Raw genomic sequence first — 22,822 nt, 5'->3', positions numbered from 1 at the left:
AATGACTGAGGTTTTAAAGGTAAATTTATTGAGCTGTATAACCGCCATCGATTACGATCGCTTGTCCTGTTACGCTCTTCGCTTTATCGCTTGATAGGAACATCGCATAGTCAGCAATTTCGCTTACTTCCATAAGACGCTTTTGGGGTACTAGCGGATAAATAACTTCTTCAAGAACTTTATCTAATGATACATTTCTTGTTTTCGCTAAGTCTTCTAATTGTCCGCGAACAAGTGGAGTATCCACATATCCTGGGCATAGTGCGTTAACGGTTACGCCTTCAGCTGCTGATTCTAGTGCTGCAACCTTTGTAAGACCGATCACACCATGTTTTGCACTGTTGTAAGCTGCTTTTCCTGCAAATCCGATCAAACCATTGATAGAAGAAATGTTGATGATACGGCCAAAGCCTTGTTTCTTCATGATCGGCATCACGTGCTTTGTTGCGATAAATGGTGCAGTCAGCATGATCTTGATCATTAGTTCAAACTTATCTGTAGGAAACTCTTCGATCGGTGAAACGTGCTGAAGACCTGCGTTGTTGATTAAAACATCTACACGGCCATACTCTTTGTGTGCTGTTTCGATCATGTTCTTGATATCTTCTTCACTTGTAACATCCGCTTTAAGACCGATCGCTTCATGTCCGAGGCTCTTAAGTTCTTCCGCTGCTTTTTTAACTCCTTCAGCATTAAGATCTGTTAAAACCACTTTGCTTCCGTTTTCAGCGAACACTTTTCCGATTTCAAAACCGATACCACTTGCTGATCCTGTAATAACAACTACTTTATTTTCTACCACACTACTCACTCCTAAAAAGTTTTTATATAATACCCATACTTGCCATGATGATTCCGACAATTACAGCTATTGTAGGTATGATTAAAGCAACGACAAATACATCTTTATATGTTTCCTTATGCGTTAACTGTGTTACCGCAAGAAGGGTTAATAATGCTCCATTATGAGGAAGGATGGATGCACCTGATGCAATGGATGCCATTCTGTGAAACGCTTCAGGACTCATTCCTGTTGACTGTGATAACTCATAATATGTGCTGCCAAGCGCTTGTAGAGCAATCCCCATACCACCTGATGCAGAACCTGTAATCATCGCCAGAAGCTGAACCACAAGTGATTCGGACACGAGCGGATTGCTCGAGATGCCTAAAAGCATATCTGTAATGTTGTCAAAGTCAGGTACACTCGTTACGACTGCACCAAAACCAACGGCTGCACTCGTGTTGATAATCGCCATAACAGAGCCTTTAGCTCCTTCGTTCATAGAAGGTATGAACGTCTTGTATTGCTTAACATTGATAAGTAGAATCGCTAAAATTCCAGCTAGTAAAGATGGAATCGGAGCTATTTTTAAGAAATTAAGTAAAATTACAACGACTAATAATGGTACTAATGAAAGAATCCAGTTTGGAAGTTTCCCCTCTTCTTCATCTTCATTTTCATTTTCTTTCGATTTATCTGGCTCTGTATACTTTTCTCCTGCTGCTGTTAATCGTTTTTCTCTAAACTTCAGCCAGAAGTAACCGCCTACAGCCATGATGAGCGTTGCGACAATACCAATAATGGTACCCGCCATCGGTGTTGTTTTAAACGTGTTCATCGGAATTAAGTTTTGAATCTGAGGCGTTCCTGGTACGGCAGTCATCGTAAACGTAAAAGCACCCAGGACAATTGTCGGTGCGATCAGCCTTCTAGAGATATCCGCTTTTTTAAATAAAGCCAATGCGATCGGATAGATAGCGAAAACTACAACAAACAAACTCACGCCACCGTATGTAAGAACGGCTGATGCTACTAAAACACCAAGTATGGCACGTTTCTCACCTATAAACTTTGTAAACTGAATGGCAACCGATTTTGCAGCTCCGGTATCTTCCATCAGCTTTCCGAGTACCGCTCCTAATAAGAAAATCGGAAACCACGCTTTTGCGAAATCCACAAAGCCGGTCATATACGTATTTGTATATGCGTCCATAAGGTCTAAACCGCTCATTAACGCAACAATTCCCGCTACGATTGGGGCAACCCAAATGATCGACCAGCCGAGGTAAGCAAAAAACATAAGTAGAGCTAGACCTATAATGATACTAATCAAAATCTTTCCTCCTTTTTGTATATGAAAAGAGTGCGCTTTCATCATTTGGCGCTTCTTTAAAAATGGTTTCTTTGCACGAAGGACATTTTACTCTTGTGCAATAAATAAGTAAAATGAATTATAACTATTATTAGTATGAGAAAAAGTTATAGATTTGGAGTTAACAAATATGGATATTCGCCAGCTTACTTATTTTCACGCAGTCGCTAAGTATAAAAGCTTTACCAAAGCTTCAGGAGTTCTACATCTTTCTCAGCCCGCTCTTAGTAAAATGGTCAAAAGTCTAGAAGACGAGCTTGAAATGGAGCTGATTGACCGTTCTTCAAGAAAAATCGAGCTGACTGAAGCAGGTGAGATTGTTTTTGAACAAAGTAAAATGATACTCGATTCTCTGGACAATCTTTCAGCGAATTTGTACGACTTGATGCATTTGAAAAAAGGCAAAATCAAAATAGGAATCCCGCCTCTTATCGGTTTCTTATTTTTCCCAAAAATTATTAAGAAATTCAAAACACGTTATCCAGAGATTAAAATTCAGATGGTAGAACACGGGGCAAACGAAATTCAACAAGAAGTTCATGACGGTCTATTAGATCTAGCCATTGTCGTCTTACCTGCAGACCAAGAAGAATTTGAAGTCGTATCTTTTATAGAAGAACAGCTATTGTTGTTTGTTCATTCTTCTCACCCATTAGCAAGCCGAAAAACGGTAGAGATGAAGGAACTGAGTGAAGAATCTTTCATTCTGTTTAAAGAGGGTTTTACGCTGCATGACCGGGTTATTCAAGAGTGCATGGAGGCAGGTTTTCATCCGAAGATTTCTTATGAAAGCTCACAGTGGGATTTTATTAGCGGTATGATTGGAGAAGGTTTAGGGGTTTCTATCTTTCCACAATCGATCTCAGAGAAGGTAGACTCTGATGCGATAAAAGCCATTCCTATTGTTAATCCAACTCTTCCTTATCAATTAGCGATTATAAAAAAGAAGGGCAAATATGTTACGTTTGCCACAAGTGAGTTTATTAATATGCTGCTGGAAGAATAGATGTTAGGGGCTGTTTTGGTTAAACTTTGTTGTTATTGTAAGTGGTTGATTTCTGTTCCAGGTGCTCGCTTTCCGCGGGGCAGGCGGTGAGCCACATTCGGACGTTTCACTCTTAAGTGTCTCACCTGCCCACCTGTCCCGCAGGAGTCTCGCACCTTCCACTCCAATCAACTTTTCAAAGTAGACTATAAAAAGATTTAAAGCAAAAATCCTTTCGAAATAGCCTATAATTATTACACGTTCGCTCAAAGATGCTGCTCTTTCTCTCCTTAAACGGTTATCTTAGCAGGTTAAATTTAGATTGAAAAACATCATTAAAAATGGAAAAGCTGAATCAAAATGGCACGATATGTACCTTTTGATTCAGCTTTCTCATGATTACATAAAACCTTCATCTGATTCCTCAGTCTTCTCGCTATTTTTTTCGTACTTCACTTCATACTCTTTACTCAACAGTTCCAGTTCGAGATGATACGTATCCACTAATTGAAAGTACTCGTCTAACTTTAGATTTGACTGATTCATTAATTCTTTGCTCTGTTGTTCTAAAGCTTGTTTTTGGAGTAATAAAGCTTCATAAAACGTTCCAGTGGCTTCTAAAAGTCTTTTTTTCATTTCCTCCAGCTCTTTACCTTGTACTTCGATGTTCTGTGCTTCTGCTAGTGCTTTTTCATAAGCTGGAATGGTGTTTTCGACCAGCTCCAAATACATGGTCTCATCGTCTGTGTAATTTTCACCAGACACTCTTGCTAAAGAATCAAAAGCTTCCATCTCGTAGCTTGAAACTCTCGCAACATCTACATTGATAAATTGTAAGATTGCTTCTTGTTGCTCTTCAAAAGTGGCATTAACAGATGTCTTAGGCTCTTCACTACTCGTCATATTGACTTGCATTTGATTGGGGTTTGACCCTGTTAGGATTGAACTAACCAAAAGTGATACTAACAGTAAAGTATTCAAGTTGTCAGCCCTTTCGTAATCGGAATTTTTTGTAAGTAGTAACCATTACCCGGCTCTATTATTTGTTATTCGCGATAACTGCAGTTACAGAGTGTTTAACGTTTTAGTTGAATAAGAAGCTTGTAAATGTCAGTTATGATTTATAACGAGGGGCAAGTTCTAGGTGCGTACAATTTTAGAAATTCTAGTAGGAATAAAGTGGATACTCAAAGTGCATTACGCTTTGAATCCACATAACTCTACTCTATAATATGAATTATCATAATAATCTAAATTTTTACATCTTGGCTTTGTAATGTTTGCAATTTTGTGTTCCAAAAAAGGAAGGAGAATTGTAATGGAAAACAACAATAAGCCCGATCAAAAAGAACATACGTCTGCAGGTCAATGTCCTGTAACTCACCACAAAGATAGTGCGATCACAACATCGAAAGCCCCTCGTGGTACGACAAATAAGGAATGGTGGCCGAATCAGTTAAATTTAAATGTTCTTCGCCAACATGACAAAAAATCTAATCCGATGGGTGAGGACTTTAATTATCGCGAAGAATTCTCTAAGCTGGATTACGACGCACTGAAAAATGATCTTCATGCGTTGATGACAGAAAGCCAAGATTGGTGGCCGGCGGATTATGGTCACTATGGTCCATTCTTTATTCGAATGTCATGGCATGCTGCAGGTACATACCGAACAGCTGACGGGCGCGGTGGCGGCGGATCAGGTTCTCAGCGCTTTGCACCGTTAAACAGCTGGCCAGATAACGTAAACTTGGATAAAGCGCGCCGTCTTTTATGGCCGATCAAACAAAAGTACGGCAACAAGATCTCGTGGGCAGATTTACTTGTCTTCACCGGTAACGTGGCCATTGAATCGATGGGGTTAAAGACTTTTGGGTTTGCTGGCGGACGTGAAGATATTTGGCATGCAGAAGAAGACGTCTACTGGGGAACGGAAAAAGAATGGTTAGCGGACAATCGTTATTCTGGAGACCGTGAACTGGAGGACCCGCTTGCAGCAGTTCAGATGGGTCTTATTTATGTGAATCCTGAAGGACCGAACGGCAAGCCTGATCCACTCGCAAGTGCTCGTGATATTCGGGACACATTCGGCCGAATGGCAATGAATGACGAAGAAACCGTTGCCCTTATCGCTGGCGGCCATACCTTTGGGAAAGCACACGGTGCAGGTGATCCTTCTCTTGTTGGGGACGATCCAGAAGCGGCAGATCTTGAAACACAAGGCTTCGGTTGGCTGAGTAAACACGGAAGCGGAAAAGGCCGCGATACGATATCCAGTGGTGTAGATGGGGCTTGGACGTCGAACCCCACTCAATGGGATAACGGCTACTTCGACCTTCTATTCGGATACGAGTGGGAGTTAACGAAGAGTGCGGCAGGAGCGTACCAATGGAGTCCTGTCGATATGACAGAAGAGCATATGGCGCCTGATGCCGAAGATCCATCTATCAAAGTAAAAACGATGATGACAACAGCGGATATGGCCTTACGTATGGATCCAGACTATGGAAAAATTTCTCGCCGCTATTACGAGAACCCAGATGAGTTTGCTGACGCTTTTGCACGTGCGTGGTTCAAATTACTTCACCGTGACATGGGTCCGAAAGTTCGTTACTTAGGTCCAGAGGTTCCAGAAGAAGATCTCATCTGGCAAGATCCTGTTCCGAGCGTTGATTATGATCTATCACAATCTGACATAGCTCAACTAAAAGAAAAAATTCTGAACGCAGGATTATCGGTTAGCGAGCTCGTTAAAACCGCCTGGGCTTCAGCAAGCACATACCGCAATTCTGATATGCGCGGAGGTGCGAACGGTGCACGCATTCGTCTCGCGCCTCAAAAAGACTGGGAAGCAAACGAACCCGCTCAGCTGGAGAAAGTGCTAGGAATCTATCAAGATATCCAAAACCAGCTCGACACGAAAGTCAGTCTAGCCGATCTAATAGTACTCGGAGGAAGTGCAGCCGTAGAAAAAGCAGCAAAAGACGCAGGCTTTGATGTGACGGTTCCATTTACCCCTGGACGCGGTGATGCAACACAAGAGCAAACAGATGCTGATACATTTGATGTGTTAGAGCCCGTTTCTGATGGGTTCCGCAACTATCAGAAGAAAGAATACTCTACGAGTCCTGAAGAGATGCTCGTAGATAAAGCACAGCTACTCGGTCTGTCTGCTCCTGAAATGACCGTCCTAGTCGGAGGTATGCGTGTTCTTGGGACAAACCATCAAGGCACGAAACACGGCGTATTCACAGACCGTGTCGGCACACTCACGAACGACTTTTTCGTAAATCTGCTCGATATGGGTGTAGAGTGGAAATCAACGGGCTTCAACCAATATGAAGGCCGCGACCGCAAGACAGGAGAAGTGAAGCGAACAGCATCCCGCTTTGATCTTGTCTTCGGATCAAACTCAGAACTTCGCGCTTTAGCTGAAGTGTATGCACAAAACGACAACAAAGAAAAATTCGTACGTGACTTTGTCGCAGCTTGGGTAAAAGTGATGGACGCTGATCGTTTTGATGTAAAAGTAAAACAGTAGATAAATAGAAGCACCTAATCAGCTGACTGAAGTAAATTTTTTGCTTCAGAGCAGTCAGGATTAGGTGCTTTTTATAGTTATGGGGAAGCTTTTCTTTTAGTTGGATACAGTACAAATAATAAAATAAACCACAATGGTGTCAATAACAACGCCGGACGGGTAGCATCTGCAACGAGCAACACGAGCAGTATCAGCCCGAACAGTGCTAGTACCACATAGTTAATGAATGGCGCAAAAGGTGCTTTAAATGCTGATATTTTATGCAGATTTGAACGATTTTTTCGATATTTGATATGGCTGATTAAGATGACGCTCCACACCCAGATAAAACAGATCGCACTGATTGTTGTTACGATCCCAAAAGCTTGCTCTGGAATCAGTTTGCTGAGAAGCGCTCCGACTGAAACGACAACTGCAGATATCCAAAGCGCATTTCCAGGCACATGATTTTTAGTCAGTTTTTTAAAAGATTGAGGCGCCTGCTCACTCTTGCTTAACGTAAATAGAATCCGGCTCGTTGAAAACAATCCGCTGTTACAGGCAGATGCCGCAGATGTCAGAACAACAAAATTAATAATTCCTGCCGCAAGTGGTATTCCTATTAAGCTGAAGGTCCTAACGAAAGGACTTTCCGCTGCGCTTAATTGTGTCCATGGATTGATGCAGAGCAGGACTATCAAAGCACCAACATAGAAAAACAAAATCCGAAGTGGAATCTTATTTATGGCAGACGGAATATTTTTTCTGGGATTAGACGTTTCCGCCGCAGCCACACCGACCAATTCCACTCCAACAAACGCAAACACAACCATCTGAAACGAAAGTAAAAATCCTGTCATCCCATTTGGAAACAAACCTCCATGCTCCCACAGGTTGTTCATTGAAACAGTTCCCGCATCGGTCTGATAACCAATCACGATCAAAACAACCCCCATTACAATCAACGCGAGAATGGTAACCACCTTGATCAAAGCAAACCAAAATTCCAATTCCCCGAAAAGCTTTACCGTCAAAAGGTTAAGCCCAAGTAAAAGCAGTAAACAGACAAGTGCCGGAACCCACTGCGGTATGTCAAACCAATATTGCACATAGACACCGACCGCAATCACATCAGCCATAGCTGTCATGATCCAGCAGAACCAATACGTCCACCCTGTGATAAACGCAGCCCGCGGTCCAAGGTAGTCCTCCGCAATATCTGTAAACGACTCATAGCCTTCCTTAGAAAGCAACAGCTCCCCTAGCGCTCTCATCATAAAAAACAAGGCGATCCCAACTATTAGATAAGCAAATATAACAGACGGTCCGGCAAGCTCAATTGCTTTACCTGAACCTAAAAATAACCCTGTACCAATCGTTCCACCAATGGCAATCAGCTGCACATGACGGTTAGCTAAATCTCTCTTTAACTCATGCTGTGACACGTATGATTCCTCCTTCTAAGATGCAAATAAAACGTAAAAAAAGAGACTGGAAGAATCTCCAATCTCTTGTACATTAGAATATTAAAAAAGCATTTACTGCGCTGAAAACACAACAAAGTCAAACTTCAATACTCTTCTGTCCTTTTGCCTGAGATTGTGAACCCTTCGGCGCCGCTTACCATGCGGTCTCTCCAGAAGCTGCTCCTGCTGTAGTACGATCTACAGCAATCATAGCTTGCTATCTATTAATTGTTTAGTAGTTTTAGTAGTTCTGAATAATTTTCAATACTATTATGGAGTTGGGCTTTTGTCAAATGTTTAACGTTGCGAGTTCAGCCATACAACAGTTACTTATGATACGGTTCACCGTATCACTTTGAACCCTAAAACTCCTGGTGTCAGAAGGGGATTCATCAGAATCCCCTTCATCACCTAACCTTATGCCTTCTTTGAAACTAAAACGAACTTCTAAAATCCTTTTGTTTTCAACCTTTATAGAAGTAATCAGCTTCCGAATTAACGATTGTTGGACCTGTTTTTCCAGTAACGGTATTACCTTCGAAACTTTACCAAGAAGTTCGGTAATTTCGTTTGTATCTAATTTTAATGAATTAGTTTGCTCCAAAGAGTTCTTTAATACCATTATGTCGTTTTCAAAGACAACTATTTCATCTGAAATTTCTTGGATTTTCCTTCTAATGGTAGACTTATAATTTTCATTCCCTTCAATCAATTCATCAGTTAATTTACTTTCTTTAATTCTCAACTTTTTTAGTTCATTTTCTCTAAGCTTGATGGCATTTAGACTTTCCATGTTTGTTTGATTTCTATTATTTAGACTGTTCAACATAGTTTTTAAGACCTCTGGTTTGTTTAAAGCGCTATAGAATATACCCAAGAATTCTTTTTCAATATCATCTTTTTTTATAGAGTTTGATTTACAACGTTTATATGTTTGATACTGATTGCAAGTATAGTACTCATAAATTTTCCCTTTATTATTAACAAGTTGCATTGACATTCCATATCCACATTCTGGACAACGTAATAACCCACTTAGCAGATGATTCCCATTAAACTGTTTTACATGGTGGCGAGGGTTTTTAATTATAAGATTCTGTACACTATCAAAGATTTCTTTTCTGATAATCGCTTCATGAACTCCTGCGCTCACAATAGGGTCATCACTATATTTTCTTTTTCTTTTATTATCTTCATGGAGCTTACTCCAGTCTTTTCGGTGTCCCCACCTGACAAGGCCACAATATGTAGGGTTTTTTAGAATTTGCTTAATTCCAACTCCATTAAAATTCTTACCTTTTTTTGTCTTATACCCTTTTTCATTCAATAAAGAAGCTATTGTTTTATAACCACTTCCCTTTAAATATTCATTGAATACAGTTATAACGATATTAGCCTCTGCCTCATTAACTCTAAGTTTCTTATCTAGTAAATCATATCCAATCGGAGGACTTCCTCCATTCCATTCACCTTCCCTGGCTTTTTGTTGCATCCCACCCTTTACTTGAGTAATAATATTTTCACGTTCCATTTCAGCAAATATTGCACCAAATACTAAGAAGTATTTACCCATAGGCGTTGAAGTATCAATGTTATCCTCAATAGCGATAAGTTTTACTCCAGATTTTTCCAAGTAGTCTGAAATAGCTACAACATCTGATATTTTTCTACTTAATCTGCTTACCTTATACACTACTAAATAATCAACATCATTTGATTTTACATATTTGAGAAGAGCTTTAATGCCTTCCCTTTTATCTATTGAAGCACCAGATACCCCTTTATCATGGAATATCTCTTTTACTTCCCACTCCTCATAATTACACTTTTTCTTTATTACCGTCTGTTGATTATCTAAACTATAGCCATCTTTTGCCTGCTCTTCAGTTGAAACTCGAATATACCCTACTGCTATTTTTTTCTTTTTCACTTTTTAAGCACCTCTTTTTTTGTGTGATTATAACTCTTAAGGCTTTAAAATATAAAACTTTCGACTGTCGCTATTTTACATTTGAAATCATTTTCATCAGCTCTTCTTTTCCATATATAGATACAATGTTTTCTACTTCATCCAACAGTTGATTTGTGAAGTCTGAAAGGATATCAATTTTTATTTCTTCTTCAGTTTTAAATAATTTTTCTAATCCTATAGACATGATTATTCCACTCCGAAAAAAGGGATTTGGAGTCAACTCCATGTCTCTCTAAAAAACCTCTTGAAAAATGTCCGGAAGAAAAATCATGTTACCCTATTGTTAAATGTGTCTCCTTAACTTTCTGACTCCCACAACAAACCTCAAAAAAAAAAATCATAAAAAATACACCTATTCCTTTAGCTGACTTGATAAATAGTCAGTACTAATAAAATAGGTGTTACTCTTTCTGCTTCATATGCGATTGTGTGTTAATCTATATTATTTATTAAACTTTTTAAACTTGCTACTTCCTCTTTTGATAAAGTTATGCCTTTACCCATTTTCTCATGATTCTCCGACCATTCTCTAAGATCATATTTAGGGTCGCGATCGTTCCAACTAATTAGGTTAAGTTCTTTTCTCCACCCTTTTCCAGACTCAGACAGAACCCCAATAGATTCAATAATTTCAAATTTTATATTTGCCAGAAAAACTCACCCTCTACGTCAAATTAATTGAACTAAGTCACTGGATATTTATTCTAACTCTGGATTTCCGGTAAATACTTCACCTTCTGTATTATAAGTGATACTAAATACCATATCGGAAAGCCATTTTTTAAAAGAATCATTATCGTTATACTGCTTAAAGATTTCCATGTTATCTGCCATTAAATTTATGACTGCTTTATTTAAAGCTTTTTGGCTTTCTATTTTGGCATTTTGTTTATCAGAGTTTTTCATGGCATTTTGATAATCTTTATCCTTAGCCACAATTTCTGGAATAGATGCAATATGTTTTTTTACTTGGTCTTCATCTTTCCATTGGATATTTCCGAACAGGTCGTGAAAAGTGGATAATATGTTACTTAATAAGTCAAGTTCAGGTTCAGCTTTTCCTCCCCCTGCCGAAGTTGGAACAGGGTCGATCTCGTAAAACGGTGTATCTTCCAAGACAATAGACATTTTTGTCTGTGCTTCAACTCTATAACTATCTAAATCAATTGCCTCAAGAATTCCTTTTGATAAATCCTCTTCCTTTGGTGCTGGAAGCTTTGGTATCAGGAGATTTAAAAATATTGATAACTTTTCCCACTCAACATGTCCATATGGTAATATTGATGCTAAAAATCCGTACGTTCGTGCAAATGCTTTCGCTTTACTCTTGAAGTCGATTTGTTCGCTTTCATCTAGTTCTTCTTCATAGTTTACAGCACAAACATCTAAAACAGGGTCTAACTTGTCCCTTTCTGCTCCATTTAAGTAAAGCTCAACAATGGTATCTACATGATAATCTGTAAACACATGATATCTTCTCAAATCACTTTCAATATCATTGAGCTTGTCCGGGTCTGTTTCATCAGAAAGAATAGTTGTCTTATAATACTTTGAAAAAGCTCCTTTAATGGTATCCGTTTCATTAGCAAAGTCTAAAACAAAAGTATCGTATTTTTGAGGATGTGCTCTATTCAGCCTAGATAATGTCTGAACTGCCTTAATATCAGTTAACACTTTATCTACGTACATTGAATGAAGTAGCGGTTCATCATAACCAGTTTGAAATTTGTTAGCTACGACTAAAATTCTATAAGGGTCTTTTTTTAACTTTTTTTCAATTTCATTACTCGGAAATCCATTAATAGCACTTTCTGTTAACTTTTGACCACCAAACTCCTTTTCTCCAGAAAATGCTACAATAGCTTTGTAAGGACTCTTTCTTCTTTCTAAATAAGCTGTGATTGAATAGTAATATTGAATTGCCCGTTCAATACTGTTTGTAACAACCATGGAACGAGCCATGCCACCAATTTTACCCTTCGCAATCACTTGGTCTTGAAAATGGTCAATGATTATTTCTGATTTCAAATCAATTGCCTTTTCATTTGACTCTACATATTTTCTTAGCTTTTTCTGAGCCTTTTTCTTGTCAAACATTGGGTCATCTTCAACTATTTTAGCAATCTTATAGTAACTCTTAATCGGTGTGTAATCTTTCAAAACATCTATGATAAAACCTTCTTGAGTCGCTTGCTTCATCGTGTAAACATGGAACGGCCTGTGTTTCACCTTTCCTTCTGATTCAAACGGAACACCAAACATTTCCAATGTTTTATTTTTAGGAGTGGCAGTAAATGCAAAATAGCTAGCATTCGTAAGCATTTTTCTACCCTCTAACATCTTTACTATCTTATCCTCAATAGTTTCTTCATCGCTGTCAGCATAATTACCCGATAATGCCATATTCATTTTCGCTGACATATTTCCACTTTGGCTTGAGTGAGCTTCGTCAATGATAATAGCAAAGGTATTTTTTCTATGCTTATTTCCTATATCTTCAAGGATGTAAGGGAATTTATGAACAATTGTAATAATAATTTTCTTCCCATCTTGAAGAAGCTTTTTCAGGTCACCAGAGCTTTCGGCATGTCCTACAGTATTAGACACTTGCATAAAGCTTTTAATGGTATTCTTAATCTGTTTATCTAGATTAATCCTATCGGTAACAACAATTACAGAATCAAAAACGTTTTTCCCATTTTTAGAGAGTGATACTAGTTGATGAGCTAACCATGCAATAGAATTGGACTTCCCACTGCCTGCACTATGTTGAATAAGATATTTTTGACCGGCACCGTTCTCTTTGACATTAACTAATATTGACTTTACTCCTGCTAGCTGATGATAACGAGGAAAAACTTGTTTCTTTTTTACTTTTTTTGTTTCCTCATCTTTTTCTTCAACAATTTGTGCATAGTTTTCTATAATATTCGCAAGCTCATCCTTAACCAAGATTTCTTTCCATAGATAATCTGTCTTAATGCCATTTGGATTTGGTGGATTACCTGCTCCATCCTTATAACCTTTGTTAAATGGGAGAAACCAAGATTTCTTCCCTTCCAGTTTTGTACACATCTTAACTTCATTTTCATCAACAGCGAAATGAACCATACATCTACCAAAACTAAAAAGTAGTTCTCGAGGGTCTCGATCAGTTTTGTATTGATAAACTGCATCATCAACATTTTGAATGGTTAGTCTATTTTTCAACTCACAAGTAATGATTGGTAAACCATTAATGAAAATGACCATATCAAGAGCAAGCCTTGCATTATCTCTTGAATACATAAGTTGCCTTGTTACACTGAATATATTTTTGTTATACAACTCTTTCGCATTCGTATTTTTCTGAGAAGGTGTTAAATAAAATAAATCAAGTGTCACAGGATAAATTTTTATACCCCGTTTCAAAACATCAATAATGCCGTTTTTAGAAATTTCTCCTTGTAAACGATTTAAAAATTTAATCTTGTTTAATTCATTTGTAAATACCCCTAATTTTTCAAGTTGTTCTGGTTGAGTATCCTGTAAAAACTTGAATAACCGTGTTTCATCTATTGTATATTCTTTGTTGTAGTCATTGTTTGTCCCTTGGTCATAACCATTGTGATTTACGAGATGCTCCACAATTAGTTTTTCTAACCCAGATTCTTTGGTGTTGGTTGGCATTAAACCTCACACTCCTCACTATCTACAACTTCATCATTGTCTTCTATTTCTTCATCGATATAATTAATGCCTATGTCTTCATTAAAAACTTCATCAACAAAAAAATTTCGTATATCTACTTTACCAGTAACAACATCAGAAATAAGTCTGGTGCTATATTCAGAAATTAAATTAATTTCATCCTGTGTTTTTGAGATGATGTTATCGATACCTCTTAAATTACTGATTATAAATTCTCTAATCTCCACTTGCTCACTATAACTTGGAACAACGATTGGTATTTCCAATAAATCTTTGCCACTTAGAGTGGACCTAACACCTGCACCTAGATTGTTATAAACTCTACCTAAATATAAATTAAAGTATTGATAATAAAAGTATTTAATATCATTATTTTGAATTGAAGTTAATCTAATATATGCAGGGCTCATTATACCTCTTTCTGGAACTAATCCAACCCTGCTCGTCTGAAAATTTTCAAGATCAATCAACTTAAAAACCAAATCATTTTTTTCGAAAATTTGGTATGTATTATAATCTTTTGGAACCAGACCTTCTGGATTATCTAAACAATTATTAACAACACCCCTAAGTGTTAAAGATAATACATTTCCGCACTGATTATTTGTATTTAATTCCTTTTTATTCTTAAATAAAAACTTTCCACGCATTACATTCCAATGGTTAGGGATTTCTCCAATCCAGTCAATTCCTGAGGGTTTCATTTTTATATTTGAATGAATTCCTTTAGTTACAGCCTGGTTAATAACAGCTTGTTTTTGTTCATTAAGAACTGAAATAAGCTTTTTCTTTACCTTGATAAACTTATTTATCTTAGTAAGTTGAAAGTCTAAATATTTCACAATTTTATTTTGTTCCTCATGAGGTGGGTATAATGATGGTATTTGCTTAAATTCATCCCAGTATAATCTATTACGGTCTGCAACAATTCCATGAGAATATTTATTTACTTCATTCATGTAGGTATGAGTTCTAAACAAGTATGAGTAATAATGGCTGTCTACTTCTGAAAATGGACTCGCCACTACATATGCTGGACTGACTAAACCATCGACTGGAGCAACACCTACAGCACCTTGCCACATTCTCATCATGTTGTAGGCAATATCTCCTCTAATTACTCGCTTGTATTTTTCACGATCACTCATGACCTGTTTACGCTTAGAATTTTTAAAATCCCTTACACGAACTCCAGTTTTTAAAGATACCTCTAAAATTGGTAAATCAGGATATCCTGTCTCATTACGTTGCAAAAAGATTCTACCATTCCTAAGGACTTTCCAATGTTTTGGTATTTCCCCAAAACACGGATGACCAGAATCTTTATACTCCAAATAAGGGGAAAAGTTCTCTATCATCTCTCTCTCCTCCCAATTATTTGTTCTAATAGTCCATCAGTTTCACTCTCAAGTTTATATATCTCTGCTTTTATTTCATCGAGGTTCCGATGTTTTACTGGCTTGTAAAAATACTTTGAAAAGTTAATCTCATAACCTATTAGAGTTTTACTTTTTTCAATCCAAGCATCTGGCACAAAAGATAATACTTCATCTTGGAAGAACTGTTTAATACCTCCTTCGTGCAATAAAGGTATTTGTTCAGTATCTCGTAAATTACCATTAGGTTCATATTCTACAATACATTCTTTACCATCAACAGTTGTATTGTACAGTCCATATAGTGGATTTGCCTCTATTTTCCCAAGTTTGTGAATTTTTTTTATTACCTTTTCTGCATTCTCATCGATTTCAGTAAGACTATTTTTGATTAGGTTTAATCTCTTAGTTGATATTTTTACATTTAATTCTGCTGCTATCTTTCCTAACTCTTTTAGGAACAAGTTAAAGTCATTAATCGTAGTGTATTGTAATTTTTCAGCAACAACATAAATAACGGATATTAATGATGTTTCCTTTTGTTGTTTACAGATTTCCTCAAATCGTTCTAAGCTTTCTTTTGCAAGATTCATACTTAATCGCAGCGGTCTTTCAACTGTAATCTTATGGTAGCCGAACTCTTCGTTATCAAATATCTTAGATTGCTCATTCTGTTCAAAATTAATTAACATATCCGAAATTTGTTTTCTAATTTCAGGAGTGAATTCGCAGTTTTTGTTTCCTAAGTTCTTTCTAAGGGGACTTTTAAGGCCTGTTGCATTTATTAGTTGAACCATTCCTCGTCTATCCTGTGCTTTTCTATTAGTAACAATCCAGATATACGTTGCAATACCCGTGTTGTAAAACATATTTTCAGGTAATGCAATAATCGCTTCAAGCCAATCGTTTTCTATAATATATCTTCTAAGATTACTTTCACCTTGCCCTGCATCACCAGTAAATAATGAGGAACCATTATGGACTTCGACAATCCGACTACCAAGTTCTGTATCGTGTTTCATTTTACTAATCTTATTTGCCAAAAATAACATCTGCCCATCACTTGAGCGTGGAATCATTTGAAATTCTGGTTCCCCACCATGAGAAACTATAAACCGAGTATCAGAAATATCTGATTTACCCCCAAGGCGTTCTAAGTCTGTTTTCCAACTCTTTCCGTAAGGTGGATTCGATAGCATAAAGTCAAAATTATAAGTTGGAAATCCATCATTAGATAATGTAGAACCATAAGCAACATTGTCATCCTGTATTGCTTCACCTTTAATGAGCAAATCAGCTTTGGTTATTGCAAATGTTTCTGGGTTAATCTCTTGCCCATATAAATATGTAGTTATACTTTTGTTATGCTCCTTAGCCAGTTGATGCAATCTTTCATCTGCGATAGTTAACATGCCGCCTGTTCCACATGCCCCATCATATACAAGGTAAGGTGCATCCTTAATTTTATCTGCTACTGGTAAAAAGGTAATATCTGCCATAAGCTCAACTACATCACGAGGTGTGAAATGCTCTCCTGCTTCCTCATTGTTTTCTTCATTAAACTTACGGATTAATTCCTCAAAGATTACCCCCATAGTATGATTATCAAGACCAGGAACTTGTATTTCGCCTTTATCGTCTAAGATTGGGTTAGGGCTCAAGTTAATCTTAGGACTTACAAACTTTTCAATAACCGCTCCTAAAATATCAGCTTCAATCATCGTGTCAATTTGATTTCTGAATTTAAACTTTTCAAGTATTTCTTGTACATTGGGTGAGAAACCATCTAAATACGAAATAAAATCAGATTTAAGCTGTTGCTGTTTAGCTCTCGACTTAAGGTCTTTTAGTGTAAAAGGTGAAGAATTACAAAAAGCTTGTTCCGCCACATTACAAAGTGCAGCTGTTTGATTTACTACTCCTGCTTTATCCAATGAATCTTTCATTTGCAATACTGCCTCTTTTGTAGGCTCAAGAACTGCATCAAGGCGACGTATTACTGTCATCGGTAAGATTACATCTCTATATTTACCCCGTACATAAACGTCGCGAAGGCAATCATCGGCAATGCTCCATATAAAACTAACAATTTGATTATATGTTTGATTATTCACGTTTCTTCCTCCAATATATCTCTATATCATTTATCCATAGATACTTAGTTTAATAGTATCATATCATCACTCATTTTTATTTCCAGGAGATCGTTACCATTTGAACTACATTAATAAAAAAGAAGCACCTACTTTTATGATGACCCTAAAATAATCATCACAAAAAGAAAAGGTGCTAGTTAACTAAGCATGTTTAAAATAATCTGTACAATACCCACAAAAATCCGCAACATCCTCATCTCTTCTGTAGATTAACTTCCCGTTGCATCTTGGACCATTACATGTTGTTAAGTCATCTTGAGTTGGTTTTACCCCGCAGGTTAGACAAACATATTGGTATTCATCTAGACAAAGAAAAGTTTCTAATTCACATTCAGGACACTCATTAAGAGGGTCTTCTCCACCATCCATTACATGACTGTATGTATCAACAAAGCTATCAATATATTGTTCAGTGAAATTCTCAATTTTTTTATCACAGAAATAACAAAATGCATCAGTTTCATCTGTAAATTCAATAGTCTCTTGATTACAAATTGGACATTGTAAAATTATTTCTTTGTTACTTAATAAACTCTGAATTAGCTCAAGTCTCTCAGACACATATTCATCAAATTCATTTAAATAATCTTGTATTTCATAGAATCTTTCATCGTCAGAACTAATGTATCCTGTTTCAATCATCTCTGTTTTGATAAATGGAATAAAGTAAGTAAAAAGTTTTACAATATTAGATTTAAGTACATCGGCAGTAACTACAAAGTGATAGTGTTCCGTTTTGTTCCTTTCTTTTCTTAACCAATCCATTTTTTCAAGTAGCTGCTCATCAAATTCAATACCACTAATTTTTTGTAGTCTTTTAATTAAAGTATCTTGATTGACACTTATAAAGTCTCCAGATTTCAGTTTGTTTTTATCAGCAGTCTCTACATTTTGAAAAATTAGCGACCAATGCTCTTGGTAAAGCATCTCTTTCAAAAGCAATTGTATTCCTGCATGTAAATTTATTAATGAATATTTTAGGTCTTCATCAGGTTTATCTATAGTTTCAATAGACTTTGATATAAAATTCAACCCGTTTTCAACCAAATTTAAACTAATGCGATAGCTCATTATTTTCACCCTTTCACAACTTTACCTTATTTCAAATCATGCACTGTTAAAATATAAAACTGATGAAGAGATAAGGTTATTAAAATCGAATATTTGATTTATTTGTGATTACTTTTACAATGTTAACAAGTGAAATAACAGCTACAACACACATGGATGCCTCATGAATACTAGCACTTCTCCTATGTGTAAGGTCATTTGCAAGAACCAAAGCAGACTTTGCATATTTTCTATAAGCTTCGTTGGAAGACCCCCCTAGTTCATAACTAAGAAAGGCATCTAGCATTCTTTTTGCATCAGTACTACTGGGAGTCACCTCGTCGATTGAAACATGTATCTCAGAATCATATACTTCTTGTGCTAAGGAAATAATAGTCTCTCTTGATAATAATCCAATAGCTTGAAACTGCTCTTCTGTATCAGCTTCACTCATTCGCTTTCTTATTTCGGAAACCCCTCTATCCACTCTTTCCCATCCAGTAATTTCGTAGGGTTGGTCAATAGGCACTGTCTCACTCGATTTTTCTATTAGATCGATAATCTCTTTATACATTTCAGATATAAACCGTCTTCTTGATTGGTACGTGGGAAGATCTCCAGAACTCCAATGCCCATACCATTCCCATAAATTCGTAAATCTGTTAGGGTTATTTAGCTTTAACCGCTCAAAGATTATATCTATCTCATGGTAGAGCTTTTTGTATTCTCCATTTACAGATTGAATTTTGGGTCCTCCTGTTGCAACTGGTATTAGAATTGATTTAATTTTATGGAGCAATTTAAGAAAATCAATTTTGGTAGTTTTATCACTTACAGAAGTCCAGTCTATGTAGTGCTTCACAACAGGTCTAATTATTATATCCATAAGACCTTCGCCTTCAACTCCACGCAAAAAGATTTCAAACTTTTCTTTAAGCTTTTCTTCGATGTCCTTCAATTGATTTTCATAGAAAGCAAACAATGTTGCATCCACATCAATATAGATAGAATAATAATTAATCCCACCGTTCCAATTATCATAGCGGACCATTTCACTAGAGATAATAGCTGCTTTTAATATTTTAGTAACATCGTAATCGCCTTGGTTTTGAAATAGTTTAATTGTAGTTGAAAATATCCTATTTAGTTCATGCTGATCCTCAAGCATAAATCATTCTCCCCATATTCTGTAATATTACTTTATATTCTACTATAAATATGGGTTCTTTTGGAAAATAAGAGAGCCTTATCTCAATAGGAAGAAATTAAAATTTCAATTTTTTTTTAAAAAAAACACCTATTCTTTTAAATGACACTAAATAATCATCGCTAAAAGAATAAGTGTATATTTTTGATTTTAGCTTGAGTTTAACTAACACTCAGCAAATCTCCATTTAAACCATTTACCCCGATATTATAAAAGTCTGCTCCACCATCAGCACTTACTACATAAGAATATAGGTAACCCTGATTGGCTAAGAATATATTATGCTCTATGTATTCCTTAATAACCAATTCTCTATTACTTTCATTAGTAGAATCTTCAGCAAAAGCCATTGCATCATTAAAAATATCTTTTGGAACACAGAGATAACAATTTGTAGTAGTAACTGTTTTATAGGTAGAAACTTCATGCTCACATTCGATTTCAGTTTGCTTCCCTACTATAAAATAAGATAGCAGAACATGATAAACGGATAACCCATTTTTATCTAAGTTTGAAATAATTTCTTCATCTATTTCTGTTAGATCCTCTTGAGAAATAGATAACGGGTTTAAACTATTAGTTCTCAAGACTTTTCCTACTTTGAACATTTCTATAATGCTATCCTTTATTCCAACTGTTTTCATTAAGTCCGTTGCTAGTTTTTGGCTTCTTGTAGCAAAAGATAAAATACTATTGCCCTTTGCCCATAATCTTAAATCCTTTTCTATATACTTTGTCATGCTTTTACGTCTCCTTACTGAGAATTTGCTAATTCAAAATTTTAAGTTTCATAATGACTTCTCAAAAGTATTTAATTTCTTATAAAATGTTGATTTTTTCATATTAACAATATCCATAAATTCTACAGTTTTTATTTCACCTTTTTTCCACTGTCCATAAGAATGACGCCATTCTTTAGGAAGTTCTAATACAGGTCTGCCAAGATGCTTACCATTAGCCTTAGCAGCTGCAATCCCCTCTGATTGACGTTGCAATAAAGTTTCTCTTTCTTGTTGAGCTAAAGAAGTATAGACTTCAATGAGAATAGAATTAATCATATCCAATACCCATTTCTGGCCTTCTGGATGTTCTTGCATAGTTGTAGGCATATCTAAAATTTTTACACTTATGCCATTCTTTTTAAACTCTTCTAGATAGTCTTTAATTTGAGCCTTATTCCTACCTAACCGGTCAATCGACTTAATAAAAAGCGTGTCACCAGTTCGCATAGCTTTGAGCATATTTTGAAACCCTTCCCGTTCCATATCTTTTCCACTTGCTTTATCACTGTAAATGTATTTTTCGTCAGTCACATAACGCCTTAATGCTTCAAGCTGCCTATCTAAATTCTGCTCTTTTGTCGATACCCTTATATAACCGAATGCTATATGCATAACATACCCCCAAACTAATAAAGTTGTTGTATGTTAGCTTGATTGTACATAAAGGTCAATTATTTTTTAGACGTTTATAAAGCTTTATTTTTTTAATAAATAGACTAGCAATAATAATTAATAAGAAACGAGCATAAAGGGGTAGCTTTATAGACTATTTATAAAAGCTAATTAGAGAGTTGACATTCATGAAATTCTATAGATCCTTAGTAATTCTTTTAATACGCAATTTTTAAATATGACCTGTTCATACTTCATTTTAGGGTCTAATCTGACCCACAAATCATCATCAGGGCTATAGCAATTTGTATGCTGTATATAAAAATACTCACTATATTCTGTTTGAAGAAAGAACTGTTCATTTAATTTTTTTGTTTCTCGTTTGCCAGGTATTCTTTTACGTATCAAATCTGTTACCTCTTTATCATCAATGAAATATATAAATTCACCATTTTTATTTGCGTCAATAATAAAATTCCCTATTTTTTCATTACCCCTCATCCACCTATGCGTAATAGGTTTAAAGAAATGATTCGCCATTAAAATCAACACCTTTAATCTAAAGTAAAAAAAACTACCTTATGCCCAAGGGAAAACAGTTAGGAAAGTTAAAAGTAGAATGGAAACTTATTAACTAGATAACCATACGATTAACAGACTATTTAATAAAAGAACACCTAACTGGTGTCCTTTTATTTTCATTTTCTCTTTCTTCTTTTAATAAATGGTTCAAATCGTTTAAATTCTGATTTTATTTCCCACCCATTCGGAGTTTTTATATCAATATCAATAATACTTGCTCTGGCAGAACCATTCTCTTTTTGAAAAACTATTGTAGGAGTAGGTAACTTTGCATCCCCTCTTAAAAAAGCAGGGAGCTTAACCGATAGATGAGCATAAAAATCCTTTTTATAGACCTTTAAAAATCCACCATACTCATCTCGAATAATTAAGTACATAAACTCATAAAGTGTCAGATCAAAAGTTACTCCTGCTTTAACCGTTTTATATTCGACATCTTGCGTTAGATCAATTCCTGTATCTTTGTTTTTAGTTACTTCCTTTAAATGAAAAACTTCAATATCGATATCAGTTTTTAGCCTAACACCAATAGGTGTTGAGATATCTTTAACTCTGGTTTCATTTACTTTGATAGTTTTTTTCTTAGAGGCTAAACCAAGTAAGAAAATGAAATGTAAAGTATCTTCTTTACTTCCAATTTTGTTGTATTCTTCTTTATTCAAAGAATTTAATATTTTACGTCCTCTGGCTTGTATTTCATCATTTGCTTTAGTTTTTTTATAATAAATATTATTCTCCTTATTAAATGTTTTAGAACTTTCAGTAGGTACACTTCTTTTAAAGTCTTGGCGGTTATGCACTATAATTTAACTTCCTTTTTCCTTTTATGGTATCAAATGCCATAATTCTCAACAAGAAGTTCTTCGCTCTAACTATTCTCAAACCTGTTAATTTTAGTACTATTTCTATGCATTAGTAATCTATCAAACATTGTGCCCTTGAATATTTACCTATTTCATTATATAACCCAAAGCTTTAATACCTTCTCGATAGTAATCAGCACTACAAGGGGCAACAATGTCATTTACATCTGTAAGTACTACTCTAAGCTCTTCTTTACGATAAACTTCTAAATTAAAAAAGATATCTAGTTCTGTTTCATCATCTTTTGTTATACTCCAAAGTACAATAGGTACACTACTTTCTGCTGAATTCTTAATATTTTCAAGTGTTCTAAATTCTAATCAATAAACCCGAATGTTACCCCAACCAAAAACATAGGCTTCAGGACAGGTCAGAATCATCTTATGCACATTTTTGAGAGAACC

Annotated in this window: 19 protein-coding genes and 1 riboswitch; of the genes, 2 read left to right on the top strand and 17 right to left on the bottom strand. The window is 35.9% G+C overall.

Annotation, left to right across the window (positions count from 1 at the left end; genetic code table 11):
• Positions 1-25: 25 nt before the first annotated feature.
• The gene (locus tag P8610_RS17875) at positions 26-802 is read right to left on the bottom strand and encodes a 3-hydroxybutyrate dehydrogenase (protein WP_394605664.1); all 777 of its coding nucleotides are present in this window, start codon (positions 800-802) and stop codon (positions 26-28) included.
• A gap of 22 nt (positions 803-824) precedes the next feature.
• Positions 825-2,117, bottom strand: a complete 1,293-nt coding sequence (locus P8610_RS17870) for a GntP family permease (RefSeq protein ID WP_394605663.1) — start codon at positions 2,115-2,117, stop codon at positions 825-827.
• Between the two features lie 169 nt (positions 2,118-2,286).
• Here P8610_RS17870 and P8610_RS17865 point away from each other — a divergent pair, with 169 nt between their 5' ends.
• On the top strand, positions 2,287-3,162 hold the full coding sequence (locus tag P8610_RS17865) for a LysR family transcriptional regulator (RefSeq protein WP_394605662.1): 876 nt from the start codon (positions 2,287-2,289) through the stop codon (positions 3,160-3,162).
• A 32-nt stretch (positions 3,163-3,194) separates the two neighbouring features.
• On the opposite strand, the gene P8610_RS17860 is transcribed toward P8610_RS17865, so the two are convergent.
• Together P8610_RS17860 and P8610_RS17855 are read right to left on the bottom strand one after the other, a co-directional pair.
• Positions 3,195-3,317, bottom strand: a complete 123-nt coding sequence (locus P8610_RS17860) for a hypothetical protein (RefSeq protein ID WP_394605661.1) — start codon at positions 3,315-3,317, stop codon at positions 3,195-3,197.
• A 223-nt stretch (positions 3,318-3,540) separates the two neighbouring features.
• On the bottom strand, positions 3,541-4,122 hold the full coding sequence (locus P8610_RS17855; RefSeq protein WP_394605660.1) for a hypothetical protein: 582 nt from the start codon (positions 4,120-4,122) through the stop codon (positions 3,541-3,543).
• Positions 4,123-4,459: 337 nt separating this feature from the next.
• Between P8610_RS17855 and katG the strand changes: the two genes are divergently transcribed.
• The gene (katG, locus tag P8610_RS17850; protein ID WP_394605659.1) at positions 4,460-6,682 is read left to right on the top strand and encodes a catalase/peroxidase HPI; all 2,223 of its coding nucleotides are present in this window, start codon (positions 4,460-4,462) and stop codon (positions 6,680-6,682) included.
• A gap of 77 nt (positions 6,683-6,759) precedes the next feature.
• Here katG and P8610_RS17845 read toward each other — a convergent pair whose 3' ends face one another.
• The 13 genes from P8610_RS17845 to P8610_RS17785 all read right to left on the bottom strand — a co-directional run bounded on the left by P8610_RS17845 (position 6,760) and on the right by P8610_RS17785 (position 22,354).
• Positions 6,760-8,106 (bottom strand): amino acid permease, encoded by a 1,347-nt coding sequence (locus tag P8610_RS17845; protein WP_394605658.1) that lies wholly within the window; start codon positions 8,104-8,106, stop codon positions 6,760-6,762.
• A 126-nt stretch (positions 8,107-8,232) separates the two neighbouring features.
• Positions 8,233-8,311: riboswitch (glycine riboswitch) on the bottom strand.
• A gap of 105 nt (positions 8,312-8,416) precedes the next feature.
• Positions 8,417-10,057 (bottom strand): recombinase family protein, encoded by a 1,641-nt coding sequence (locus tag P8610_RS17840; RefSeq protein WP_394605657.1) that lies wholly within the window; start codon positions 10,055-10,057, stop codon positions 8,417-8,419.
• Positions 10,058-10,127: 70 nt separating this feature from the next.
• Positions 10,128-10,283, bottom strand: a complete 156-nt coding sequence (locus P8610_RS17835; protein WP_394605656.1) for a hypothetical protein — start codon at positions 10,281-10,283, stop codon at positions 10,128-10,130.
• Positions 10,284-10,531: 248 nt separating this feature from the next.
• Positions 10,532-10,750, bottom strand: coding sequence for a YdbC family protein (locus tag P8610_RS17830; RefSeq protein ID WP_394605686.1), 219 nt, complete (start codon positions 10,748-10,750; stop codon positions 10,532-10,534).
• 48 nt (positions 10,751-10,798) lie between these two features.
• Entirely contained in the window at positions 10,799-13,768 is a 2,970-nt protein-coding gene (locus P8610_RS17825) for a type I restriction endonuclease subunit R (protein ID WP_394605655.1), read from the bottom strand.
• Positions 13,768-15,147, bottom strand: coding sequence for a restriction endonuclease subunit S (locus tag P8610_RS17820; protein ID WP_394605654.1), 1,380 nt, complete (start codon positions 15,145-15,147; stop codon positions 13,768-13,770). The genes P8610_RS17825 and P8610_RS17820 overlap by 1 nt, the downstream gene beginning before the upstream one ends.
• A complete protein-coding gene (locus P8610_RS17815; RefSeq protein ID WP_394605653.1) occupies positions 15,144-17,279 on the bottom strand; it encodes a type I restriction-modification system subunit M in 2,136 nt (711 codons plus the stop codon). Before P8610_RS17815 ends, P8610_RS17820 begins: the two co-directional genes overlap by 4 nt.
• Before the next feature lie 183 nt (positions 17,280-17,462).
• Positions 17,463-18,392: a hypothetical protein gene (locus P8610_RS17810; protein ID WP_394605652.1), complete on the bottom strand. Its 930-nt coding sequence runs from the start codon at positions 18,390-18,392 to the stop codon at positions 17,463-17,465.
• 79 nt (positions 18,393-18,471) lie between these two features.
• Positions 18,472-19,539: a hypothetical protein gene (locus tag P8610_RS17805; protein ID WP_394605651.1), complete on the bottom strand. Its 1,068-nt coding sequence runs from the start codon at positions 19,537-19,539 to the stop codon at positions 18,472-18,474.
• Positions 19,540-19,739: 200 nt separating this feature from the next.
• A complete protein-coding gene (locus P8610_RS17800) occupies positions 19,740-20,318 on the bottom strand; it encodes a hypothetical protein (protein ID WP_394605650.1) in 579 nt (192 codons plus the stop codon).
• Positions 20,319-20,366: 48 nt separating this feature from the next.
• Complete coding sequence (locus P8610_RS17795) at positions 20,367-20,972, bottom strand: recombinase family protein (protein WP_394605649.1); 606 nt, start codon at positions 20,970-20,972, stop codon at positions 20,367-20,369.
• A gap of 186 nt (positions 20,973-21,158) precedes the next feature.
• Positions 21,159-21,512: a hypothetical protein gene (locus P8610_RS17790; protein WP_394605648.1), complete on the bottom strand. Its 354-nt coding sequence runs from the start codon at positions 21,510-21,512 to the stop codon at positions 21,159-21,161.
• A 158-nt stretch (positions 21,513-21,670) separates the two neighbouring features.
• A complete protein-coding gene (locus P8610_RS17785; RefSeq protein ID WP_394605647.1) occupies positions 21,671-22,354 on the bottom strand; it encodes a hypothetical protein in 684 nt (227 codons plus the stop codon).
• Positions 22,355-22,822 lie beyond the last annotated feature (468 nt).

The organism is Fictibacillus sp. UD, assembly GCF_043558025.1.
GTDB lineage: Bacteria > Bacillota > Bacilli > Bacillales > Fictibacillaceae > Fictibacillus.
This window is presented reverse-complemented; position numbering and strand designations above follow the sequence as displayed.

Coding starts and splice junctions, on each gene's coding strand:
- P8610_RS17790 (WP_394605648.1), bottom strand. CDS start 21,512: ATGGCGAATCATTTCTTTAAACCTATTACGCATAGGTGGATGAGGGGT.
- P8610_RS17825 (WP_394605655.1), bottom strand. CDS start 13,768: ATGCCAACCAACACCAAAGAATCTGGGTTAGAAAAACTAATTGTGGAG.
- P8610_RS17795 (WP_394605649.1), bottom strand. CDS start 20,972: ATGCATATAGCATTCGGTTATATAAGGGTATCGACAAAAGAGCAGAAT.
- P8610_RS17810 (WP_394605652.1), bottom strand. CDS start 18,392: ATGAGCTATCGCATTAGTTTAAATTTGGTTGAAAACGGGTTGAATTTT.
- P8610_RS17805 (WP_394605651.1), bottom strand. CDS start 19,539: ATGCTTGAGGATCAGCATGAACTAAATAGGATATTTTCAACTACAATT.
- P8610_RS17865 (WP_394605662.1), top strand. CDS start 2,287: ATGGATATTCGCCAGCTTACTTATTTTCACGCAGTCGCTAAGTATAAA.
- P8610_RS17820 (WP_394605654.1), bottom strand. CDS start 15,147: ATGATAGAGAACTTTTCCCCTTATTTGGAGTATAAAGATTCTGGTCAT.
- katG (WP_394605659.1), top strand. CDS start 4,460: ATGGAAAACAACAATAAGCCCGATCAAAAAGAACATACGTCTGCAGGT.
- P8610_RS17800 (WP_394605650.1), bottom strand. CDS start 20,318: ATGACAAAGTATATAGAAAAGGATTTAAGATTATGGGCAAAGGGCAAT.
- P8610_RS17835 (WP_394605656.1), bottom strand. CDS start 10,283: ATGTCTATAGGATTAGAAAAATTATTTAAAACTGAAGAAGAAATAAAA.